At 70.5% G+C, this 20045-nt stretch carries 23 protein-coding genes; 13 read left to right on the forward strand and 10 right to left on the reverse strand.

The window, feature by feature from the left end; genetic code table 11:
- The first annotated feature begins 27 nt into the window (after positions 1–27).
- Positions 28–1224: a class I SAM-dependent rRNA methyltransferase gene (locus JMJ56_RS19190; protein ID WP_202833386.1), complete on the forward strand. Its 1197-nt coding sequence runs from the start codon at positions 28–30 to the stop codon at positions 1222–1224.
- On the forward strand, positions 1221–1613 hold the full coding sequence (locus tag JMJ56_RS19195) for a DUF3293 domain-containing protein (RefSeq protein WP_202833387.1): 393 nt from the start codon (positions 1221–1223) through the stop codon (positions 1611–1613). The genes JMJ56_RS19190 and JMJ56_RS19195 overlap by 4 nt, the downstream gene beginning before the upstream one ends.
- Here the strand turns inward: JMJ56_RS19195 and JMJ56_RS19200 are convergent.
- The 3 genes from JMJ56_RS19200 to JMJ56_RS19210 are packed head-to-tail and all read right to left on the reverse strand — an operon-like array spanning position 1604 to position 4964.
- Positions 1604–2674 (reverse strand): patatin-like phospholipase family protein, encoded by a 1071-nt coding sequence (locus JMJ56_RS19200; protein ID WP_202833388.1) that lies wholly within the window; start codon positions 2672–2674, stop codon positions 1604–1606. The genes JMJ56_RS19195 and JMJ56_RS19200 overlap by 10 nt on opposite strands.
- Positions 2674–3468: a 3-hydroxybutyrate dehydrogenase gene (locus JMJ56_RS19205; RefSeq protein ID WP_202833389.1), complete on the reverse strand. Its 795-nt coding sequence runs from the start codon at positions 3466–3468 to the stop codon at positions 2674–2676. Before JMJ56_RS19205 ends, JMJ56_RS19200 begins: the two co-directional genes overlap by 1 nt.
- Positions 3469–3509: 41 nt before the next feature.
- A complete protein-coding gene (locus tag JMJ56_RS19210; protein ID WP_202833390.1) occupies positions 3510–4964 on the reverse strand; it encodes a dihydrolipoyl dehydrogenase family protein in 1455 nt (484 codons plus the stop codon).
- 223 nt (positions 4965–5187) lie between these two features.
- Here JMJ56_RS19210 and rpmH point away from each other — a divergent pair, with 223 nt between their 5' ends.
- From rpmH to argB, 6 genes are read left to right on the forward strand one after another with little or no spacing between them, the layout of a single operon-like run.
- Positions 5188–5322: a 50S ribosomal protein L34 gene (gene rpmH, locus JMJ56_RS19215; RefSeq protein ID WP_202833391.1), complete on the forward strand. Its 135-nt coding sequence runs from the start codon at positions 5188–5190 to the stop codon at positions 5320–5322.
- A gap of 21 nt (positions 5323–5343) precedes the next feature.
- Positions 5344–5703: a ribonuclease P protein component gene (rnpA, locus tag JMJ56_RS19220; protein ID WP_202833392.1), complete on the forward strand. Its 360-nt coding sequence runs from the start codon at positions 5344–5346 to the stop codon at positions 5701–5703.
- Entirely contained in the window at positions 5700–5939 is a 240-nt protein-coding gene (yidD, locus tag JMJ56_RS19225; RefSeq protein ID WP_202833393.1) for a membrane protein insertion efficiency factor YidD, read from the forward strand. The genes rnpA and yidD overlap by 4 nt, the downstream gene beginning before the upstream one ends.
- Positions 5940–5948: 9 nt before the next feature.
- Entirely contained in the window at positions 5949–7736 is a 1788-nt protein-coding gene (gene yidC, locus JMJ56_RS19230; RefSeq protein WP_202833394.1) for a membrane protein insertase YidC, read from the forward strand.
- Positions 7736–8437: a ribosome biogenesis GTP-binding protein YihA/YsxC gene (gene yihA, locus JMJ56_RS19235; RefSeq protein ID WP_202833395.1), complete on the forward strand. Its 702-nt coding sequence runs from the start codon at positions 7736–7738 to the stop codon at positions 8435–8437. Before yidC ends, yihA begins: the two co-directional genes overlap by 1 nt.
- 54 nt (positions 8438–8491) lie before the next feature.
- Positions 8492–9376, forward strand: coding sequence for an acetylglutamate kinase (argB, locus tag JMJ56_RS19240; protein WP_202833396.1), 885 nt, complete (start codon positions 8492–8494; stop codon positions 9374–9376).
- On the opposite strand, the gene JMJ56_RS19245 is transcribed toward argB, so the two are convergent.
- Together JMJ56_RS19245 and JMJ56_RS19250 are read right to left on the reverse strand one after the other, a co-directional pair.
- Complete coding sequence (locus JMJ56_RS19245; protein ID WP_202833397.1) at positions 9366–10541, reverse strand: DUF2336 domain-containing protein; 1176 nt, start codon at positions 10539–10541, stop codon at positions 9366–9368. The two genes, argB and JMJ56_RS19245, sit on opposite strands and share 11 nt — an antisense overlap.
- On the reverse strand, positions 10541–11902 hold the full coding sequence (locus tag JMJ56_RS19250) for a sensor domain-containing diguanylate cyclase (protein WP_202833398.1): 1362 nt from the start codon (positions 11900–11902) through the stop codon (positions 10541–10543). Before JMJ56_RS19250 ends, JMJ56_RS19245 begins: the two co-directional genes overlap by 1 nt.
- A gap of 200 nt (positions 11903–12102) precedes the next feature.
- Here JMJ56_RS19250 and dapD point away from each other — a divergent pair, with 200 nt between their 5' ends.
- Genes dapD through JMJ56_RS19265 form a run of 3 tightly spaced genes read left to right on the forward strand, consistent with a single transcriptional unit; the run spans position 12103 to position 14670 of the window.
- Positions 12103–12939 carry a 2,3,4,5-tetrahydropyridine-2,6-dicarboxylate N-succinyltransferase gene (dapD, locus tag JMJ56_RS19255; protein ID WP_202833399.1) on the forward strand — a complete coding sequence of 279 codons (837 nt, stop codon included), beginning with the start codon at positions 12103–12105 and terminating at the stop codon, positions 12937–12939.
- Between the two features lie 7 nt (positions 12940–12946).
- Entirely contained in the window at positions 12947–14080 is a 1134-nt protein-coding gene (dapE, locus tag JMJ56_RS19260) for a succinyl-diaminopimelate desuccinylase (RefSeq protein ID WP_202833400.1), read from the forward strand.
- Between the two features lie 32 nt (positions 14081–14112).
- On the forward strand, positions 14113–14670 hold the full coding sequence (locus JMJ56_RS19265; protein ID WP_202833401.1) for a hypothetical protein: 558 nt from the start codon (positions 14113–14115) through the stop codon (positions 14668–14670).
- Here JMJ56_RS19265 and truA read toward each other — a convergent pair.
- From truA to def, 3 genes are read right to left on the reverse strand one after another with little or no spacing between them, the layout of a single operon-like run.
- Positions 14667–15428, reverse strand: a complete 762-nt coding sequence (truA, locus tag JMJ56_RS19270) for a tRNA pseudouridine(38-40) synthase TruA (protein ID WP_202833402.1) — start codon at positions 15426–15428, stop codon at positions 14667–14669. The genes JMJ56_RS19265 and truA overlap by 4 nt on opposite strands.
- Positions 15428–16333: a methionyl-tRNA formyltransferase gene (gene fmt / locus JMJ56_RS19275; protein ID WP_202833403.1), complete on the reverse strand. Its 906-nt coding sequence runs from the start codon at positions 16331–16333 to the stop codon at positions 15428–15430. The genes truA and fmt overlap by 1 nt, the downstream gene beginning before the upstream one ends.
- Positions 16330–16860, reverse strand: a complete 531-nt coding sequence (gene def, locus JMJ56_RS19280; RefSeq protein ID WP_202833404.1) for a peptide deformylase — start codon at positions 16858–16860, stop codon at positions 16330–16332. Before def ends, fmt begins: the two co-directional genes overlap by 4 nt.
- 187 nt (positions 16861–17047) lie before the next feature.
- On the opposite strand from def, the gene JMJ56_RS19285 reads away from it, so the two are divergent.
- Positions 17048–17518: an Hsp20 family protein gene (locus tag JMJ56_RS19285; RefSeq protein WP_236038014.1), complete on the forward strand. Its 471-nt coding sequence runs from the start codon at positions 17048–17050 to the stop codon at positions 17516–17518.
- 64 nt (positions 17519–17582) lie between these two features.
- On the forward strand, positions 17583–17837 hold the full coding sequence (locus tag JMJ56_RS19290; protein WP_202833405.1) for a DUF1150 family protein: 255 nt from the start codon (positions 17583–17585) through the stop codon (positions 17835–17837).
- Between the two features lie 42 nt (positions 17838–17879).
- On the opposite strand, the gene hpf is transcribed toward JMJ56_RS19290, so the two are convergent.
- Together hpf and rpoN are read right to left on the reverse strand one after the other, a co-directional pair.
- Positions 17880–18473, reverse strand: a complete 594-nt coding sequence (gene hpf, locus JMJ56_RS19295; RefSeq protein ID WP_202833406.1) for a ribosome hibernation-promoting factor, HPF/YfiA family — start codon at positions 18471–18473, stop codon at positions 17880–17882.
- Between the two features lie 79 nt (positions 18474–18552).
- Positions 18553–20037, reverse strand: coding sequence for an RNA polymerase factor sigma-54 (rpoN, locus tag JMJ56_RS19300; RefSeq protein ID WP_202833407.1), 1485 nt, complete (start codon positions 20035–20037; stop codon positions 18553–18555).
- Between the last annotated feature and the right edge of the window lie 8 nt (positions 20038–20045).

Genomic DNA, 20045 nt, shown 5'->3' on the forward strand with positions numbered 1-20045 from the left:
GCATGGACAGGCGGGGCGGCTGGCGGCATGGTCCGCCGCCTCATGCCGCACCCCCTCATCCGCCTGCTGCCCGGCCGCGACCGCCGGGTGAAAACCGGCCATCCCTGGGCCTTCTCCAACGAGATCGTCATGACGCCTGCGGCCAAGGCGCTGCCGCCCGGCGCCGTGGTGCGGCTGGAGGGGGATGACGGCCAACGCCATGGTACCTGGCTGTTCAATCCGCACAGCCTCATCGCCGCCCGGCGGCTCGACCGGGACCCGGAAGCGGCGATCGATGCTGCCTGGCTGCGCGGCCGACTGGGTACCGCCCTGGCGCTGCGGGAACGGCTGTTCGATGCGCCGCATTACCGGCTGGTGCATGCCGAGGCGGATGGGCTGCCGGGCCTCGTCATCGACCGCTACGGCGATGCGCTGGCGCTCCAGGCCAATACCGCCGGGATGGAGGCGCTGACGCCGGCCCTGGTGGAAGCCTTGCAGGGGCTGGCCGGCCCGCGCCTCATCGTCGCCCGCAACGATGCCACGGTGCGCGGGCTCGAAGGGCTGCCGCAGGAGACGCGGCTGCTGCTCGGCGAGGCCGGGCCGGTCCATGCCGAGGAGGGCGGGCTGCGCTTCGCCGTTGACCTGCTCGGCGGGCAGAAGACCGGCTGGTTCTTCGACCAGCGCGAGCACCGGGCCCGCGTCGCCCGGCTCGCCGCGGGTGGCACGATGCTGGATGCCTTCTGCCATACCGGCGGCTTCGGCCTCAGCGCCGCCGCGGCCGGCGCCGCGCGGGTGACGCTGCTGGACCGCAGCGCCCATGCCCTCGACCTCGCCATGGCGAGCGCGGCGGAGAACGGGCTGGCGGAGCGCGTCTCGGCGGAGCGCGGCGAGGCGCTGGAAGCGCTGGAGCGGATGGGCCAGTCCGGCACCCGCTATGACATGGTGGTCGCCGACCCGCCGGCTTTTGCCAAGAGCCGTAAGGACCAGCCGGCGGCGCTGCGGGCCTATGGCAAATTGGCCCGGCTGGCGGCGGGGCTGGTGGCGCCGGGCGGCTTTCTGTTCATCGCCAGTTGCAGCCATCATGTGGCGCCGGGCGAATTCGCCGATGCGGTGATCTGGGGCATCGGCCGTGCCCGGCGGGAGGGGCGGCTGCTCTTCCAGGGCGGGGCGGGGCCCGATCATCCGGTGCATCCGCTGCTGCCGGAGAGCGCCTACCTGAAGGCCCTGCTCTTCCAGCTTGCATGACCGCCGGCCTGATCGCCGCCTATCGCCGCACCACCTACGAGGCCGATGGCGCCCACGCCCGCATCGGCAGGCGCAGCGCCGCGGTCGATTCGCTGTTGCGGCGTCTCGATGCGCGGGAAGGCGGCTTCGTCACCGCCTGGAACCCCTTGAGCCGGAAGATGCCGACAGGTTGGAACGACCGCATGCTCGCTCGGCTGCGCGAGGTGGCACATCGCCTGCCGCAGGCCGAGGGCGCAGGCGGCGCCGGGGGCTGGGAGGAGCGGCACCTGCTGCTTGGCGGCGATGCGCGACGCATCGCCGTGCTTGGCCGACGCTTCCGTCAGGTGGCGATCGTCGCGGTGCGGCGCGGCCAGCCGGCGCGGCTGGTGATGCTCAGGGCTCAAAGGTAGCGCTGGATGTCGAGCGTGCTCTCCTTGCCCAGCGTATCGAAATGCCGGGCGAGGAAGCCGTCCGCCGCCTCGCGCCCGTAGCGGCGGAGGATCTGCAGGAACTCCCAGTCGCCGTTCAGCTTGGTCGAGAGCTTGAACTCCCGCATCCGCTCCTCGTCCTCGATGACGTGGAGGAAGATGCGGCGGTAGCGCGGCTGCTCCAGCCGCCCGGAATCAAGCAGGCGCTGCACGAAGTCGATCGCCCGCATCTCCGCCATCAGCGAAGCGTTGAAGTTGATCTCGTTCAGCCGGTTCATGATGTCGGTGGCGCTGGTCGGCAGTTCCGCCCGCATGATGGCGTTGATCTGCACCAGCACGATGTCGGGCGCGCCCCGCTCGTAGTAAAGCGGCCAGAGCGCCGGGTTGCCGACATAGCCGCCGTCCCAGAAGGCCTCGCCGTCGATCTCGACGGCGCGGAAGACATTCGGCAGGCAGGCCGAGGCCAGCACCACGTCCGTGCTGATCTCCGCCCGGGTGAAGACGCGCGGCTTGCCCGTCCGCACATTGGTCGCCGAGATGAAGAGGCGCACCGCCTTAGGGTCGGTGCGCAGCCGCCGCCAGTCCAGGTTGTCGTCCAGCACCTGCCGCAGCGGGTTGAACTCCATCGGGAAGGGGTTGAACTGGTAGGGGGAAAAGACGCGGGTCAGCGTCTCGAAGGTCTGATAGGCGACCGAATAGGTTAGATCGAAGCCCCAGAGTGCCTTCTCGAAGGGCGTGTTGCGCAGCGGGCTGACGGCAAGCCGCGCCGCCACGTCGCGCCACATGCGGTCGAGGGCGGTGATCGCCCCCTCCCGCCCGCCATCCGCCAGGCCCTGGACCAGCACCGCGGCGTTGATCGCCCCGGCCGAGGCGCCGGAGACGCCGTCGATCGCCAGCCGCTCGTCCTCCAGCAGCCGCTCCAGCACGCCCCAGGTGAAGGCGCCATGCGTGCCGCCGCCCTGGAGCGCGAGGTTGATCCGCTTGGGCGCCGGCGGCTTCGCCACCGCCGGCGTCGGGATCGCCGCTGAAGCCTCGTCCTCCATCAGGCCGCCAGCCAGCCCCCGTCGATGGAGAGAGCGGCGCCGTTCACCCCGCCGCTGCCGGGGCCGACCAGGTAGAGCGCCATCTGTGCCACCTCGTCCACCTCGATCCAGCGCTTGGAGGGCTGCTTGTCGAGCAGGTAATCCTCGAGCGCCTGCTGCTCCGAGACGCCATGCTCCTTGGCGAGCGGGCCGACCTGCGCCTCCGCCAGCGGCGTGCGGACGAAGCCGGGGCAGATGGCGTTGCAGGTGATCGGCAGCTTCGCCACCTCGAGCGCCACGGTCTTGGTCATGCCGACGACCGCATGCTTGGCCGAGACATAGGCGACCTTGTGCGGCGAGGCGACGAGGCCGTGCGCCGAGGCGACGTTGATGATCCGGCCCCAGTTGCGTGCCTTCATTCCAGGCAGCGCCGCCTTGATGGCGTGGAAGTTGGAGGCGAAGTTGATGGCGATGATGGCGTCGAACTTGTCGTCCGGAAATTCGTCGACCGGGGCGACGAACTGGATGCCGGCATTGTTGACGAGGATGTCGATCCTGCCGAGCGCCGCCTCGGCCTCGCGGACCATCTGCCGCACTGCCTCGGGCTTCGAGAGGTCGGCTGCCGAATAGGGCGCGTCGCCGCCGCCCTGCAGGGCACCGATCTCGGCCCGCGCCTTGGCGATCTCCTCCGGCTTGCCGAAGCCGTTCAGCATCACCTTCGCCCCGGCCTCGGCATAAATCTTCGCGATGCCGAGCCCGATGCCGCTGGTGCTGCCGGTGACGAGCGCTGTGCGCCCCGCGAGAACCTGATCCATACGTCTGAACTCCTTTAGCCCCGGTGGCGGCATGAATGCCCCTAAGGCAGATGTTTCAGCAAGCCGACGAGACGTTTCGTGAAGGGTGAGAGAAGCTTCGGCGCGTAATAATCCCCGGCGGCGCGTTTCGCGGCCTCGGCCAGGGTGGGGTAGGGCAGGACCATGCCGGCCAGCGCCGAGAGCGGCAGGCGGCGGCCGATCATCAGCCCGAACATCCCGGCCATCTCGCCCGCATGCGGCGCCAGCACCCCGGCGCCGAGCAGCCGCCCGCCCTTGCCCACCACCAGCTTGACGAGGCCATCGGTCAGCCCCTCGGCGGCCGCGCGGTCATTCTCGGCGACCGGCCAGCGGAGGATGGAAAGTTCGGCATGGCCCGCCTCGCGCGCCTCCGCCTCGGTCAGGCCGATCTGCGCCAGCTCGGGGTCGGCATAGGTGACGCGGGGCAGGGCGGCGTAGCTCACCTTGGTGAAGGGCAGGCGGAACAGCATGGAGCGGACCAGGATGCCGGCATGCTGGCTCGCCACATGGGTGAAGGCACGCGGGCCGATCCCCTGCGGATCGGCAATGTCGCCCATCGCCCAGACCCGCCTGTTGGAGACGGATCGAAGATCGGCCCGGGTCACGATGCCGCGCGGGCTCGCCTCGACTCCGGCCGTCACCAGGTCGAGCCCGGCAAGCCGCGGCGTCCGGCCGATGGCGAGCAGCAGATGCGTCCCCGCGATGCGGATGCCATCCTCCAGCACGGCGACGACGCCGGCCTGGGCGGCGAGGCTGTCCGGCTCCAGCTGCTTGAGGCGGACGACCTTGACCCCCTCGCGGAATTCGACGCCGTCGCGGACCAGCGCGGCCTTGAGGCCCTCGGCCAGCTCCGGATCCTCCCGCGAGGCGATGCGCGGCCCAGCCTCGATGACGGTGACGAGGCAGCCGAGCCGGGCATGGGCCTGGGCCATCTCAAGGCCGATCGGCCCGCCGCCCAGGATGATGAGGTGCCCGGGCGGCTCCTCCAGGTCGAACAGCGTCTCGTTGGTCAGCCATGGCACGCCGTCGAGCCCTGGCAGGTCCGGCACCACCGCGCTGCTGCCGGCGGCGATGACGGCCCGGCGGAAGGTCAGGCGCCGCCCGCCGGCCTCGATCTCGTCGGGAGCGATGAAATGCGCCGAGGCCTCGATCACCTCGACGCCCATGCCACGGAAGCGGGCGGCGCTGTCATTCGGCGCGATGCGGGCGATGGCGCCATGGACATGGGCGCGCACCCCGGCCCAATCGATCTCGGGCGGCGGCAGGCGGATGCCGAAGCGCGCCGCCTGCCGCGCCGAGGCGGCGGCATGGGCCGCGGCAAGCAGTGCCTTCGAGGGCACGCAGCCATAGTTGAGGCAGTCGCCGCCCATCCGCCCGCGCTCGATCAGCGCGACCCTGAGGCCGAGCCCGGCCGAGATGGACGCGACCGACAGCCCGGCCGCGCCCGCGCCGATGACCACCACGTCGAAATCCGGCATGCGCATCCCCGTGCTCAGCAGAGTTAAGGTGTCGGCGCGGGGGTTACGCCAGCCGGCCGCGCAGCGCCAGAGCGCCCGGCTGCGATTGACGCCGCCCCCATCCCCTCCCTATACGTTCCCGCCTTCGCCGGGACCCAGCCGCAAGGGTCGCCGGCCGTTCGCGCAAGTCCTCCGGGCAATTCCCCTCGGGACACGGCCGGACGAACCCAGTCGGAGATCGATCGTGAAGCGTACCTACCAGCCCTCCAAGCTCGTCCGGAAGCGCCGGCATGGCTTCCGCGCCCGCATGGCGACGGTCGGTGGCCGCAAGGTGCTGGCCAACCGCCGCTCCAAGGGCCGCTCCAAGCTCAGCGCCTGACGGGCCGCGGGGGAATTCCGCATGCCGGGCCGCCTTCCCCGGCTGACCAAGCGCCGCGAATTCCTCCGGGTCGCCAGCCGGGGCCGGAAGGCCGCGCGCCCCTCCCTGGTGCTGCAGGCCCTGCCGCAGCCCGAAGGGCAGGTGCGACTCGGCTTCACCGCCACTAAGAAGATCGGCAATGCCGTCATCCGCAACCGCGCCAAGCGCCGGCTGCGGGAGGCGGCACGACTGACCTTGGCAGGCTTGGCCCAGGGCGAGACCCCGCCGCAGGGCTGGGACCTCGTGCTCATCGCCCGCGACGGGACTGGTGCCCGTCCCTGGGATAAATTGCTCGCTGACCTGCGCGGCGCCCTTCGCCAAGCCGGTGTGACGCCCGAATGAGCGCCGCCGGAACCGCATTGAAGGGGGCCGTCCTCGCCTATCAATGGACGCTGCGGCCGGTGCTCGGCTGCAATTGCCGCTTCTATCCCTCCTGCAGCGACTATGCGCTGGAGGCGCTCGGCACCCATGGCGCGCTGCGCGGCGCTTGGATAGCCACGGGGCGCATCCTCCGCTGCAACCCCTGGCACCCTGGCGGCTACGACCCGGTGCCGCCCCAGACCCTGCCGAAAGGCTGAAGCTTTTCCATGGACCAGAAGCGCCTCTTCGTGGCGATCGCCATCTCGATCGGCATCCTGCTGGCATTCGATGCCCTGAACCGCCCAGCGCGGGAGGCGCAGCGCGTGCAGCAGCAGCAGGCGGCCGAGGCGCAGCAGCCGGCGCCGACGCCCGGCCCGGCCGGGCCGCTCCGCGCGCCAACCGATGCCTCGCCCGCCTCCGGCACGCCGACGACGCCCGCCGCGCGCCTGCCTGTAGAGGGGCCACGCGTGCAGGGCACGCTCTCCCTCCGCGGCGCCCGGCTGGATGACCTGGTGCTGCGCGGCTACCGCGAGACGGTCGATCAGAACTCGTCGCTCGTCCGGCTGTTCGCGCCGCGCGAGGGCGGCGCGCCCTACTACGCGCAATGGGGCTGGACGGCCGCCGATGGCCGCACCCGCGTGCCGGCCAACGACACGGACTGGGCGGCGGAAGGCAGCGCGCTGGCGCCTGCCTCTCCGGTGACGCTGCGCTGGGACAACGGGCAGGGTCAGGTCTTCGAGATCGGGCTCTCGCTCGATGAGAACTACATGCTCACCGCCGAGCAACGCGTGCGCAACAACGGCGTCGAGCCGGTGCAGGTGCTGCCCTGGTCGCGCATCCGCCGGGAGAGCACGCCGCCGACCCAGGGCTTCTACATCCTGCACGAAGGCTTCGTCGGCGTGCTCGACGGGCGGCTGCGGGAAGAGACCTACGGCAACGCCAAGAGCGAGGCGGCCAAGCGCAGCGGCGCCGCCTTCGAGCAGGAAACCGGGGCGGGCTGGGCCGGCTTCACCGACAAGTATTGGCTGACCGCCCTTTCGCCCGTCGATCCGGCGCAGCGCTACCGCGCCGCCTACCGCCACACCACCGAGGCCGGGCCGCGCGGACCGGAGGATCGCTGGCAGGTCGATTTCGCCCCGGTCGCACCGCAGAGCATCGCCCCAGGCGCCAGCGCCGCCAATGGCATCCGTCTTTTCGCTGGTGCCAAGGAGGTGCGGCTGCTCGACAGCTATGGCGAGCGGCTCGGCATCCCGGACTTCGACAAGGCCGTCGATTTCGGTTGGTTCTACTTCCTAACCAAGCCGTTCTTCTACGCGCTGGACTGGCTCTTCACCATCTTCGGCAACTTCGGCGTCGCTATCCTGGTCTTCACCCTGGCGCTGAAGGCGGCCTTCTTCCCGCTGGCCAACAAGGCCTACAAGTCGATGAGCCGGATGAAGATCCTCGGCCCGAAGATGCAGGAGATCCGCGAGCGGCATAAGGAGGACCCGGCCAAGGCCCAGGCCGAGATGATGGCGCTCTATCGGACGGAGAAGATCAACCCAGCCTCCGGCTGCCTGCCCATCCTCATCCAGATCCCGGTCTTCTTCGCACTCTACAAGGTGCTCTTCGTCACCATCGAGATGCGGCATGCGCCCTTCTTCGGATGGATCCACGACCTCTCGGCGCCCGACCCGACCAACCTGTTCAATCTGTTCGGGCTCATCCCCTACGACCCGATGCAGCTGACGCACTACCTGCACATGCCGGCCTGGGCGCTGATCATGGGCGCCACCATGTACTTCCAGCAGAAGCTGAACCCGCAGCCGCCGGACCCGATCCAGGCGAAGATCTTCCAATGGATGCCGGTGATCTTCACCTTCATGCTGGCGAGCTTCCCTGCCGGTCTCGTCATCTACTGGTCCTGGAATAACCTGCTTTCCATCCTGCAGCAGCGCTACATCATGGCGCTGGAGGCGAAGCGCGGGGGCGGCAAGCCCGGCCTCGCCGTGCCGGCCGTGGCGAAGAAGGGCTGATGGTCGAGCACGCGCTGCCCGCCAACGCCGCCATCCTGGCGGGCGGCCTCAGCGAGGCGCGGACCGAGGCGGAGCGGGCCACGCTGATCGAGGCGGGGCGGCAGCTCTTCACCAAGCCCTGCACTTTCTTCTACGCCTCGCAGAAGATCGACCAGCTGCCACCCGCGGAGGGGCCGGAGATTGCCTTCTGCGGTCGGTCCAACGTCGGCAAGTCGTCGCTGGTGAATGCGCTTACCGGGCAGAATGCTCTGGCCCGCGTCTCGCACACGCCAGGGCGGACCAAACAGCTCAACTTCTTCAATCTCGGCGACCAGCTCACGCTGGTCGACATGCCGGGCTATGGCTATGCCCAGGCCTCGAAGAGCGTGAAGGCCGATTGGCAGGGGTTGATGTTCGACTTCCTGCGTGGCCGGGCGACCCTGCGGCGCGTCATCCTCCTGCTCGATGCGCGGATCGAGACCAAGGCCGGCGACCGGGCGGCGATGAGCCTGCTGACCGAGGCGGCCGTGCCCTTCCAGATCGTCCTCACCAAGGCCGACGACGCCAAGCCCTGGTGGCTGAAGCAGCGCATCGCCGAGGCCGAGAAGCTTGCCCGCGAGGAGACCGCCGGCCACCCGCTGGTGCTCGTCACCAGCAGCCGGACGGGGCAGGGGATCCCCGAATTGCGCGCCGAGATGGCTTCGCTCGCCCGTACGGCTTGACCGCCCGCGGTGGGGCCCCTACAGCCCCCGCGCCAGTTCCGGAGAGCCCGGCCGATGACCGACGACGCCTTCGACCCGATGAAGACCCTGGCCGGCGCATTGCCCTTCCTCAAGCGCTATGACGACCAGATCATCGTCGTGAAGTATGGCGGCCACGCCATGGGCGAGGAGGAGACGGCGCTCCGCTTCGGGCGCGACATCGCCCTGCTGGAGCAGGTGGGGGTGAGCCCTGTCGTGGTGCATGGCGGCGGGCCGCAGATCAACGCCATGCTGAAGCGGCTGAACGTGCAATCCACCTTCATCCAGGGGCTGCGCGTCACCGATGAGGCGATGCTCGACGTGGTCGAGATGGTCCTCGCCGGGCCGGTGAACAAGCAAGTGGCCGAGGCCATCACCCGCGCCGGCGCGCTCGCCGTCGGCATCTCCGGCAAGGATGGGGGGCTGGTCACGGCGCGCAAGCTGCTGCGCACGGTGAAGGACCCCGGCTCGCATCTCGAGCAGGTGCTCGACCTCGGCTTCGTCGGGGAGCCGGCCTCGGTCGACACCCGCGTGCTGCGCCTGCTGATCGGCGCCGACATTGTCCCGGTCGTCGCCCCGGTCGGCGTCGGCGAGGACGGGCAGACCTACAACATCAATGCCGATACCGTCGCCGGCGCCATCGCCGGCGCGCTCGGCGCCGAGCGGCTGCTGATGCTGACCGATGTGCGCGGCGTGCTCGGCCCGGACGGGCAGCTCATCCCTGAGATGACGGTGTCTGAGGTGCAGGCTGGCATCGCCGCGGGCTGGATCTCGGCCGGGATGATCCCCAAGGTCGAGACCTGCATCTATGCCATCGAGCGCGGGGTGAAGGCCGCCGTCATCCTCGACGGCCGCGTGCCGCATGCGGTGCTGCGCGAGCTCTTCACCGACGGCGGCGCCGGGACCCTCATCAAGCCCTGACCAGCGGGTCGGCCAGGAGCTCGATCTGCCAGAGCATCTCGGCATTGGAAAGCGGCCAGTCCCCATCCGGCCCGGGCAGCAGCGCGGTGCCCGGCGCAAGCTGGCCGAGCACGCTCTGCGCCAGCAGGGCGCAGCGCATGCCGAAGCCCGCCTGCCAGCAGAGGCTGACCAGTGCGCGGGCGCTGCGCAGCCGCACCGCCTCCTCCACTGCCTGGAGGGTGACGGAGGCCTCCTGCGCCAGCAGCCTTGCCATCGCGGCATGGTCGCCGCGCCGGGCCGCCGCTTCAAAGAGCGCGCCCGCTGGAGGGTCTGCCGCCCCTTCCAACAGCCGAGCCTCCACGCGGTCCTGAAGCCGGCGGGCCAGATCGGGCGCGAGGTCGGGCCGGGCGGCCAGCGCCTCCAGCAGATGGCCGGCAACGCAGAGGGCGAGCGCCCGCTGCGCCCGGGGCGGCAGGGAGGGGCGGCGTACTAGGCTTTCCTGCCAGCGGATGCGCGTCGCTGCCTGGACGATCAGCCCGTCCAGCGTCTGCTCGCGGATGGCGGCCGAGGGGTTGGCGAGCAGCGCCCCGATCGCCGCCTCATTTTTCGAGGTTGCGATGGCGTCGGAAAGGCTTTCGCTCAGCGCCGGCCGGCGGGCGACGGCGGTCAACGTATCCGGCACGGGTGGCGCGACGATCAGCGCCATCAGGTCCTCCTCGCTCAGCATGGGCGAGAGGCGGATGACGGGTTCCGCTACCTCCATCGCCGCATCGCTTGCGAGTCGGAGGATCAGGTCATGCGGCGCATCCGGCATCGCCTTCAATTCCTCGGCAATGACGGCGCGGACGTGGATCGCGGTATCCTGGGCGAGGCTGCACAGTGCCTGCCAGGCAATTGCCCCCAGTCGGTCCTCGGCAATGGCGAGGGCAGCGGCGTGGGGTGCCAGCTTCCGCCCGAGCGCGGCCCGCACTGCCGGGTCGGCATCGCTGGCCAGCACCCTGTCCGCCTGGGCGGGCGCTGCGGCATTGCCGGCGACCGCGCCGCGCACCGCCGGGCTGCCGTCGCCGGCCAGGTAGTAGAGCAGTTCCGGCCGCGTGCCGGGCAGGGCGGCGATGGCTATCCGCTCCGCTTCGGCCCCGTCCCGCGCGAGGCGCTTGGCAACCTCGAAGGTCGTCTTGCTGGCCATCACCCCTCCGTCGTCCTGGGCGCTAGGCGCCAGCCATTCCTGCCATGCCGCTTGGCCGCATACATGGCCGTATCCGCCCGGGCGATCAGGCTGTCCGGCGTGTCGGAACCATCGACCGTCCGCATGGCGATGCCGATGCTGAAGGTCAGCGGCAGGGCGAAGCTGGGAACAAGCCTGGGCAGCACGGTGAGAGCGGTTCGGCAGATCGCCTCCGCCCGCATGATGGCGGCCGCGCTGTCGGCATCCTCGAGCCAAGCAGCGAATTCATCGCCGCCAAGCCTGGCTATCAGATCGGTCGGGCGGACGATGTCACGCAGCAGCCTGCCCACCGCGACCAAGGCGGAATCGCCCGCCTCATGGCCCATGCGGTCGTTCAGCGGCTTGAAATTGTCGAGGTCGAGGAAGAGCAGGGCGCCGCGTTCCACGGCATCCCGCGACATGGCGAGCCGGTCGAGCCGACGGTTGAGATCCTCAAGGAAGGCGCGGCGGTTCAGCAGCCCGGTCAGCCCATCGGTGCGGGCCTGAAGCTCCAGCTCCTGTTGCAGGACCTGATTGCCGAGGGCGACGAAGAGCAGGTCGGCGGCGGCGGCCAGCAGGTGCTCGTCATCCTTGTCGAAGGGCCTTGCCCCAGCCTGGCGCCAGGCGAGCAGCGCATGGCGAGGCATCGTGCGATGCAAATGCGGCAGCAGCGCCAGCGGCTCGCCCGCAGGCCCGGTGCCGAAGGCCGGTGCCGTCGCCTCCAGCAGCGGGGCGAGGACGGCAAAGAGCGGGGTGGGCTCGGCGCCATGCCGGTGGAGGGTCCGAATTTGCCCGTTCGCGCCGATCTCGAGCACGGCGGCGCTGAAGCAGCCGAGGGCCGGGCCCAGCGCCTCCAGGGTCGAGGTCAGCATGCGCGGCGCCAGCACCTGGCGGCGCACCCGGCGCACCAGCGTCTCCAGCGCCTTGGCGCGGCGCAGCGTGGCGGCCTGCGCCTCCGTCTCGCGCAGTTCGGAGGTTACCTCCCGGCCGACGCCGCGGAGCCCGGCGAAGCGTCCCGCGGTATCGGCGAGCGGCACCAGCGAGAGGTTGAAGCATCCTGGCTCCGCCCCGGCGAGCCAGGCCTGCACGCCCCGCATCGGCTGCCGCGTGACGAAAGGGTCCGGCTCCGGATGGAGCAGCAGCCGCTGCGCCGGCTCGCCCAGCAACGCCGCTGCCTCCTGTCCCAACACCCGCTCCGGCCAGAGGAAGGTGAGACGCCCCGCCGCATCCGTCTCGAAGGCCAGGTCGGCGGCAAGGCTGGCGAAATCTTGCCAGCGTTGCCTGGATTCCAGGAAGGCACCGGGCAGCCCGGCGAGCAGGGTCAAGGGTGCGGCGGAATCCATGCGCACCACCTTGCGCCCCCGCCCCTGAATGCGGGGTTAAGAGCCTTCCCTGGCGTTGCGGAGCGCAGCACGGACGGACAGGCCGCCGCTCGGGATGGCCGTCCTGGGGACGCCTGCGGGAGACTCTCCGCGCCCACTCCGTTGACACGGGCGCGCCCGCATCGGCATGGTCCGGCCGCCTTCGTCCAGGGACCCCGCCGATGACCCTTTCCGCCCTCCAGGCCCCGATCGAATCCCTCTGGGAGCGCCGTGACAGTCTCTCCTCGGCGACGCGCGGCGAGGAGCGCGACGTGGTCATGGCCGCGCTTGAGGCGCTCGATGGCGGCGAGGCTCGCGTCGCCGAGCCCGATGGCCAGGGCGGCTGGCGGGTGAACCAGTGGCTGAAGCAGGCCGTGCTGCTTTCCTTCCGCCTTACCGATTCGGCGCCGATGGACACCGCCGCCGGGGCCTATGACAAGGTGCCGCTGAAATTCGCCGATTGGGGCCCGAACCGCTTCAAGGAGGCCGGCTTCCGCGCCGTGCCGGGCGCCGTGGTGCGCAAGTCCGCCCATATCGCGCCGGGCGTCGTGCTGATGCCGAGCTTCGTCAATGTCGGCGCCTATGTCGACCGCAACACCATGGTCGATACCTGGGCGACCGTCGGCTCCTGCGCGCAGATCGGCAAGAACTGCCACCTCTCGGGCGGCGTCGGCATCGGCGGCGTGCTGGAGCCGCTGCAGGCCAACCCCGTCATCATCGAAGATGACTGCTTCATCGGCGCCCGCTCCGAGGTGGCCGAGGGCGTCATCGTCGAGCGCGGCGCGGTGCTCTCCATGGGCGTCTTCCTCGGCGCCTCCACCAAGATCATCGACCGTGCGACGGGCGAGGTGCATATCGGCCGCGTCCCGGCCTATTCCGTCGTGGTGCCCGGCAGCCTGCCCGGCCGGCCGCTGCCGGACGGCTCGCCCGGCCCCTCGCTCTACTGCGCCGTCATCGTCAAGCGCGTCGATGCGCAGACGCGCGCGAAGACCAGCATCAACGAGCTGCTGCGCGACTGATCCACCCATGCGCAATGCCCCGACCGACCCGCTGCCGCTCGCCCGGGCCCTGATCCGCTGCCCGAGCGTGACGCCCGCCGATGCCGGCGCGCTCGGCGTGCTGGAGGCGGCGCTGCGCCCGCTCGGCTTCACCTGCCACCGGATGCGCTTCGGCGAGACGGAGAACCTCTTTGCCCGCCGTGGCACGGAGGGGCCGCATTTCTGCTATGCCGGGCACACTGACGTCGTGCCGCCCGGCGCCGGGGACTGGACCAACGACCCCTTCGCCGCCGACGTCCGTGACGGCCTGCTCTATGGCCGCGGCGCCTGCGACATGAAGGGCGGCATCGCCGCCTTCGTTGCCGGCCTCACCGATTATCTCGCCGCCAACCCCAACCCGCCGGGCAGCATCAGCCTGCTCATCACCGGCGACGAGGAAGGCCCCGCCAAGGACGGCACGGTGCGCGTGCTGGACTGGCTGGCGGCCAGGGACGAGATCCCCGACATGGCGCTGGTCGGCGAGCCGACCTCGCGGGCGCGGCTCGGCGACATCGTCAAGGTCGGGCGGCGTGGCAGCATGACGGCCTGGATCACCCTGTTCGGTACGCAGGGCCACAGCGCCTATCCGCAGCATGCCGACAACCCGATCCATCGCCTGGTCCGCGTGCTGCACCGCCTGACCGCCGAGCCGCTCGACCATGGCAGCGAATTATTCGAGCCCACGACCTTGCAGGTCACCGGCTTCGATGTCGGCAATGCGGCGAACAACGTCATCCCCGGCGAGGCACGGGCGATGCTCAACATCCGCTTCAACGACCGGCACACGAGCGCCAGCCTCACCGAGCGACTGCATGCGGCGCTGCGGGCGGAGGAGGCGCGGTACGAGATGCGCGTCGACTGCTCCGGCGAAAGCTTCCTGACCTCGCCCGGCCCCTTCGTGGATGCGTTGAAGCGGGCGGTCGAGCGCAGCACCGGCGAGACGCCGGCGCTCGATACCGGTGGCGGTACCTCCGATGCGCGATTCCTGGCTCGCTTCTGCCCGGTCGCCGAACTGGGCGGCGTTGGCAGCACCATGCACAAGGCCGATGAATGCGTGCCGGTCCAGGAACTGCGCGACTTGGCTGCGCTCTATCGCGCCGTGCTCGAGGAGAGCCTCGGCTGACCGACCCGCCCCGCCTCATCCCGCTTCGCCTGGTGATCGAGGCCGGGCTGCGCGGCGCGCTGCTGCTCGCCCGCGGCAGGGTGGATGGTCTGCTGCTTATGGAGGGCTCCCCCGCGGGCGCCGGCCGCAGCTTCTGGGCTGCGGCGATCTGCCTGCCGGCCTTCCTCGCGCTGCGCTTCCTCGCCTGGTCCGGGAGTGGCGGGCCGGAGCTCGGCCTGTTGCGCGGGTTGGTGGCGGAGCTGCTCGGCTATGCCTGCGCCTGGGTCGGTTTTGCCCTGCTCTCCCTGCCGCTGGCGGAGGCAGCGGGGCGAAGGGCGGAGTGGCCTCGCTTCGTCGCCGCCTGGAACTGGACGAATGTCGTGCAGTACCTGGTGATGCTGGCGCTGACGGTGCCGGCGGAGCTCGGCCTACCGCCGTTGCTGGCGCATGGGCTGGGGCTGGCGGGGATCGGCTACGCGCTCTGGCTCGAATGGTTCGCGGCACGGAGCGCGCTACGCATTCCGGGCGGCATGGCGACGGCCTTCGTGGTGCTCGACCTGGCGCTGGGGCTCGCGGTCGGCGGGGTCGTCGGGCGGCTGAGCGGGAGCTAGAGCCAGCCGATCTCCTCGCCATAGCGAACGAAGAGGAAGGTCAGCCCTTCCGGTGGCGCCGTCTGCCCGGCCTTGGACCGGTCTTGGCTTTCCAGCACGCGCCGCGGCCACTCCACCCCGCGTTTGCCGAGGCCGACCTCCAGCAGCGTCCCCGCCAGGTTGCGGATCTGGTGGTGCAGGAAGCTGCGCGCCTCGGCGAGGATCAGCACCTCCTCGCCCTGCCGCATCACGTCGAGCCGCCCCAGCGTCCGCACCGGCGTCTTCGCCTGGCAGGCGGCGGCACGGTAGGCGGAGAAGTCGTGCCGCCCGAGCAGACCCTGCGCCGCCGCATGCATCGCCGCGGCATCGAGCGGCGCCGGCACATGCCAGACGCGGCCGGCCTCCAGCGCCGGCCGGGCGCGGCGGTTGAGGATGCGATAGCGATAGCCCCGCTGCACGGCGGAGAAGCGGGCATTCCAGCTCGCCGGCGCCAGCGCGGCGCGCACCACCACCAGCGGGTGCGGCTTCATGTGAAAATTCAGCGCTTCCCGCAGCCGCTCCGGGGCCATCTCCCGCTGAAGGGCGAGCTGTGCCACCTGGCCCTCGGCATGGACGCCGGCATCGGTGCGTCCGGCGGCGATGGCCAGCGGCATGACGCCACCGTCAAGCGCGGCGCCCGCCTCCTCCAACACCTGTTGGATGGAGAGACCGCTGCCCTGGCGCTGCCAGCCGACGAAAGGCGTGCCGTCATACTCCAGCGTCAGCGCATAGAGCGGCACTACCCAAGCACCGCGCCGGGCGGTAGCGGGAAGCCACGCAGGAAATCTCTGGCCGGCAGCGGGCCACGCCCTGGCCGTTGCAGCCGCAGCAGGCGCAGTGCGCCCTCGCCGCAGGCGATGAGGGCGGCCTCGTTCAGCACCGTGCCGGGCGGTCCGGCGCCCTCGGTGGGTTCCGCCGCCAGCACGCGGATCGTCTCGCCGGCCAGGGTGAAGACGGTGCCCGGCCAGGGGTTCAGGGCCCGCACCCGGCGGTCCAGCGCTGCGGCCGACAGAGTCCAGTCGAGCGGCGCATCCGCCTTACTGAGCTTCGGGGCATAGGTCGCGCCCTCCGCGGACTGGGGGAGGGTGGGGGGGGACCGGTCGAGCGCCTCCAGCGCCAGCCTTGCACCCATGGCCGACAGCGCGTCGTGCAGCTCGGGCGTCGTGGTGCGTGGCCCGATCGGGACCGTGCCCTTCAGCAGCATGGGGCCGGTATCGAGCCCTTCCTCCATCTGCATGATGGTGATGCCGCTCTCGGCATCGCCGGCGAGGATGGCGGCCTGAATCGGCGCCGCCCCGCGCCAGCGCGGCAGCAGCGAGGCATGGATGTTCAGGCAGCCACGCCGTGGCGCCTCCAGCATCGTGCGCGGCAGGATCAGCCCGTAGGCGGCGACGACCGCGGCTTCCAGCCCGAGCGCGGCGAAGGCGGCATGCTCCGCCTCGTCCTTCCTGAGCCGCGCCGGCGTCCGCACCGGCAGGCCGAGCTCCAGCGCCGCCCGGTGGACCGGGCAGGGCTGCTCCTTCTGCCCGCGCCCGGCCGGGCGCGGCGGCTGGCAATAGACGGCGGCGATCTCATGCCCCGCCCCATGCAGCGCCCGGAGCGCCGGCACGGCGAAATCCGGGCTGCCCATGAAGGCGAGTCTCACTCCCGCCCCCGCGCCTTCAGGTCCTTCGCCAGCTTGCGCAGCAGCATGTTTCGCTTCAGCGGGGAGATGTGGTCGACGAAGAGGACTCCATTCAAGTGGTCGACCTCGTGCTGCAGGCAGGTCGCCAGGAGCCCCTCGGCCTCGATCTCGCGCTTCGCGCCTTCGAGGTCCAGGTAGCGCAGCTTCACCCGCGCTGGCCGCGTGACTTCGGCATACTGGCCGGGGAGGGAAAGGCAGCCCTCCTCCCGCGTCGAGAGCTCGGTGCTGGCGACGACGATCTCCGGGTTCACCAGCACGATCGGCGCCGGCTTCTCCTCCGGTTGGAGATCGACGACGACCAGTCGCAGCAGCTCCCCCACCTGCGGGGCGGCGAGGCCGATGCCGGGCGCCTTGTACATGGCGTCGAGCATTCGCGGGGCGAGGGCGCGGACCGCATCGGCATCGGCCTGGCCGACCGGGCGGGCCTTGGCGCGCAGTCGGGAGTCGGGGACGAGCAGGATCGGCAGGAGGGCGGGTTTCGTGGTCATGGGAGAGGGGCGATGTAGCCCCCGTGATCCCCCCTTGCAACCGGCCTGGCCACTGACAAGATTCACGTTGTGGCCGGGTGCTTCGGGTTCGGCCGCCTGCCCCGCTCCGGATGAGGAGGCCCCGCTTTTGTCGCGTCCATCGGTTTTCGGCTCGCCGCTCTTCCTCGGCTTCGACCATCTCGAGCAGATGCTCGACCGCGTCGCCAAGAATGCCGACGGTTACCCGCCCTACAACATCGAGCAGACCGCCGAAAACCGGCTGCGGATCACGCTGGCCGTCGCGGGATTCGCGATGGAGGACCTGCAAATCACGCAGGAGGACAACCAGCTCGTCATCCGCGGCCGGCAGCGCGATGATTCGGAGGGGAGGATCTTCCTCCATCGCGGCATCGCCGCCCGGCAGTTTCAGCGTGCCTTCGTGCTCGCCGAAGGGATCGAGGTGGAGGGCGCTTGGCTGGATAACGGCCTGTTGCATGTCGATCTGCAGCGGCCACAGCCGGAGGTGAGGGTCAGGACCATTCAGATCAACGGCAACGGGGCCCGCGGCGGCGCTTCCCAGGGAAGTGCAGCGAACGCGTCGACGGCCCGGAGCGTTGAGACGAGAACGGTCAACGGGGCGCCACTGCCCGTTGTCGAGGGGCGTGCCAGCCGGGGCTGAGCCCCGGCACGGGCGCCGAGCGCATGGATGCCCGAATGGGGCCATGCCGAAAGGAGAGAGTGTGATGAAGAACGATCAGTCTTCCAACGTTTGGGGCGATGCGAACCAGGCCGCCCTGGCCCTCCGCCAGCTTTCCGTACAGGATTGGGCACGCTTCGGGGTACAGGAGATCGCCTATATCCGCCCCGTCGTGGTGAATGGCGTACAGGCCATGTCGATCCATGCCGCCGACGGTACTCCGATCGGCGCCGCGCCGACCGCCGAGCTCGCCATCGCCGCCATCGAGCAGCACGAGCTGGCGGCTGTACGCGTCCACTAGGCATGAAAGCCCCGGGCTGAAGCGCCCGGGGCTCAGGGTTCGCTACCCCGCCTGCGTGTCGATCCAGCCGACGCAGCCATCCGGCCGGCGGTAGACCACGGCCAGCGCGCCGGAGCCGCTGTTGCGGAACATCAGCACCGGCGCCTGGGTGAGATCGAGCCGCATCACCGCCTCGCTCACCGTCAGCCGGGCGATGTCAGTCGGCTGCTCGGCGATGATCGGGCTGTGGTCGCCGACAGGCTCGGCCAGTTCCTCGACCTCATCCGGCTCGGCCTGCAACACATACTGCGTCGCCGCCTCTCCTGGCCGGCCCTCGGCAAGGTTGCGGGCATGGTCGTTCACCCGCCGGCGGTAGCGGCGGAGGCGCTTGGCCACATGCTCGGCTGCCACCTCGAAGGCCTTGTGGGCGTCGACGCCCTCGCCCTCGCCCCGCATGAAGAGGTTGCGTCCGGCTTTCAGGTTGATGTCGCAGGCGAAGAAGGCCCCCATCCGGCCCTTGGCGTCGCGGCGGAAGGTGACGTTCGCCTCCAGCGCATGGTCGAAATACTTGCGGGCAATGACCGCCAGCCCCTCCCGGACATGCGTCTTCAACGCCTCCCCGGTTTCGACCTGTTTGCCTGCGACGGTGATGTGCATGTGGACAAACCTCCTTCCGTCAGACGGAAGGACGGCCCGGCCGCAGCGCCGGGGGCGCGGGATGCGCCCCGCGGCAGGATCAGGCCGGGACGGCCTTCTCCCGCTTGCGTTGCACAGATGATGGGATGCGCAACGCCTCCCGGTATTTGGCCACTGTTCGCCGCGCGATGTCCACGCCTTCCTGCCTGAGCCGCTCCACGATTGCATCATCGGAGAGCACGGCCTCCGGGTCCTCCGCCTCGATCATAGCGCGGATGCGGTGCCGCACCGCCTCGGCGCTGTGGCTCTCGCCGCCCATGGTGCCGGCGATGGCGGTGGTGAAAAAGTATTTCAGCTCGAAGGTGCCGCGGGGCGTGGCGATGTACTTGTTGGCGGTGACGCGGGACACGGTGCTCTCATGCATCTGCACCTCCTCCGCCACGTCGCGTAGGATCAGCGGGCGGAGATACTCGACGCCATGGCGGAAGAAGCCGTCCTGCCGGCGGACGATCTCGCTGGCGACCTTCAGGATAGTGTTGGCCCGTTGCTCCAGACTCTTCAGCAGCCAGTTGGCACTTTGCAGCCGCTCGGCGAGGAAGGCCTTCTCTTCCTTGTTCCGTGCGCCGACCTGGCAGCGGGCATGGAAGCCGCGATTGACCAGCACCCGCGGCAAGGTTTCCGGATTCAGCTCCAGCAGCCAACCGCCATCGGGCGCGCGGCGCATCAGCACGTCGGGGACGAGGGCGGGGGCTGGGGCGGCGTCGAAGCTGGCGCCGGGCTTCGGGTCGAGGCGGCGAAGCTCGGCCATCATCTCGGCCAGATCCTCGGCATCGACGCCGCAGACGGACATCAACGCCACGCGGTCGCGCCGCGCCATCAGGTCGAGATGGTCGAGCAGCGCCTGCATGGCCGGGTCGAGCCGGTTGCGCTCGGCAAGCTGGACGGCGAGGCATTCGGCGAGGTTGCGGCAGAACATGCCGACCGGGTCGAAGCGCTGCATGCGGCCACGGACATTGGCGACCTCGGCTTCCTTGCAGCCGAGGGCGGCGGCGATCTGCCCATCCTCCACCGCCAGCCGACCGGCGGGGTCGACCAGGGCGAGAAGCTGGGCGGCGATCAGCCTTTCGCGCGGATTGTGGAACGCGATGCGGACTTGCTCGCCGAGATGCTCGCGGAGGCTGCGCGCAGCGGCGGCCAGGTCGTCGATGCCGGCGAGATTCTCATCGAAATCGGCGCGGCCGCCACGGCCATAGGGCGACTCGTAGCCGCCGCCGGCGTCATAGACGTTGTCCCACTCGGCGTCGAGCGGCCCGGCCGCCTCGCTCGGCAGCGTATCGGAGACGGCGGCGGCATGGCTGTCGGCTCCCTCGGCGACGACGGGGGAGGTATCGACGCGGTGCCCGGAATCCGGTCCGGGCGGTGCCCGCTCGTCCCGCTCCAGCAGCGGGTTGCGCTCTAGCTCCTCTTCGACGAAGGCGGTGACTTCGAGGTTGGAGGACTGCAGCAGCTTGATGGCCTGCCGCAGCTGTGGCGTCATCACCAGCGATTGCGATTGCCGCAAATCGAGGCGCGGCGCCAGCGACATGGTCAGGC

Source organism: Belnapia arida (assembly GCF_016773205.1).
In the GTDB taxonomy this organism is placed as follows: Bacteria; Pseudomonadota; Alphaproteobacteria; order Acetobacterales; family Acetobacteraceae; genus Belnapia; species Belnapia arida.

Excerpts from the sequence above, each read along its gene's own strand:
- yihA (WP_202833395.1), top strand. The coding sequence starts at position 7,736 with ATGGTCGAGCACGCGCTGCCCGCCAACGCCGCCATCCTGGCGGGCGGC.
- JMJ56_RS19285 (WP_236038014.1), top strand. The coding sequence starts at position 17,048 with ATGCTCGACCGCGTCGCCAAGAATGCCGACGGTTACCCGCCCTACAAC.
- JMJ56_RS19210 (WP_202833390.1), bottom strand. The coding sequence starts at position 4,964 with ATGCCGGATTTCGACGTGGTGGTCATCGGCGCGGGCGCGGCCGGGCTG.
- JMJ56_RS19195 (WP_202833387.1), top strand. The coding sequence starts at position 1,221 with ATGACCGCCGGCCTGATCGCCGCCTATCGCCGCACCACCTACGAGGCC.
- argB (WP_202833396.1), top strand. The coding sequence starts at position 8,492 with ATGACCGACGACGCCTTCGACCCGATGAAGACCCTGGCCGGCGCATTG.
- JMJ56_RS19290 (WP_202833405.1), top strand. The coding sequence starts at position 17,583 with ATGAAGAACGATCAGTCTTCCAACGTTTGGGGCGATGCGAACCAGGCC.
- rnpA (WP_202833392.1), top strand. The coding sequence starts at position 5,344 with ATGCCGGGCCGCCTTCCCCGGCTGACCAAGCGCCGCGAATTCCTCCGG.
- JMJ56_RS19245 (WP_202833397.1), bottom strand. The coding sequence starts at position 10,541 with ATGGCCAGCAAGACGACCTTCGAGGTTGCCAAGCGCCTCGCGCGGGAC.
- def (WP_202833404.1), bottom strand. The coding sequence starts at position 16,860 with ATGACCACGAAACCCGCCCTCCTGCCGATCCTGCTCGTCCCCGACTCC.
- JMJ56_RS19190 (WP_202833386.1), top strand. The coding sequence starts at position 28 with ATGGTCCGCCGCCTCATGCCGCACCCCCTCATCCGCCTGCTGCCCGGC.
- dapD (WP_202833399.1), top strand. The coding sequence starts at position 12,103 with ATGACCCTTTCCGCCCTCCAGGCCCCGATCGAATCCCTCTGGGAGCGC.
- JMJ56_RS19250 (WP_202833398.1), bottom strand. The coding sequence starts at position 11,902 with ATGGATTCCGCCGCACCCTTGACCCTGCTCGCCGGGCTGCCCGGTGCC.
- yidC (WP_202833394.1), top strand. The coding sequence starts at position 5,949 with ATGGACCAGAAGCGCCTCTTCGTGGCGATCGCCATCTCGATCGGCATC.
- dapE (WP_202833400.1), top strand. The coding sequence starts at position 12,947 with ATGCGCAATGCCCCGACCGACCCGCTGCCGCTCGCCCGGGCCCTGATC.
- JMJ56_RS19205 (WP_202833389.1), bottom strand. The coding sequence starts at position 3,468 with ATGGATCAGGTTCTCGCGGGGCGCACAGCGCTCGTCACCGGCAGCACC.
- hpf (WP_202833406.1), bottom strand. The coding sequence starts at position 18,473 with ATGCACATCACCGTCGCAGGCAAACAGGTCGAAACCGGGGAGGCGTTG.
- rpoN (WP_202833407.1), bottom strand. The coding sequence starts at position 20,037 with ATGTCGCTGGCGCCGCGCCTCGATTTGCGGCAATCGCAATCGCTGGTG.
- JMJ56_RS19200 (WP_202833388.1), bottom strand. The coding sequence starts at position 2,674 with ATGGAGGACGAGGCTTCAGCGGCGATCCCGACGCCGGCGGTGGCGAAG.
- yidD (WP_202833393.1), top strand. The coding sequence starts at position 5,700 with ATGAGCGCCGCCGGAACCGCATTGAAGGGGGCCGTCCTCGCCTATCAA.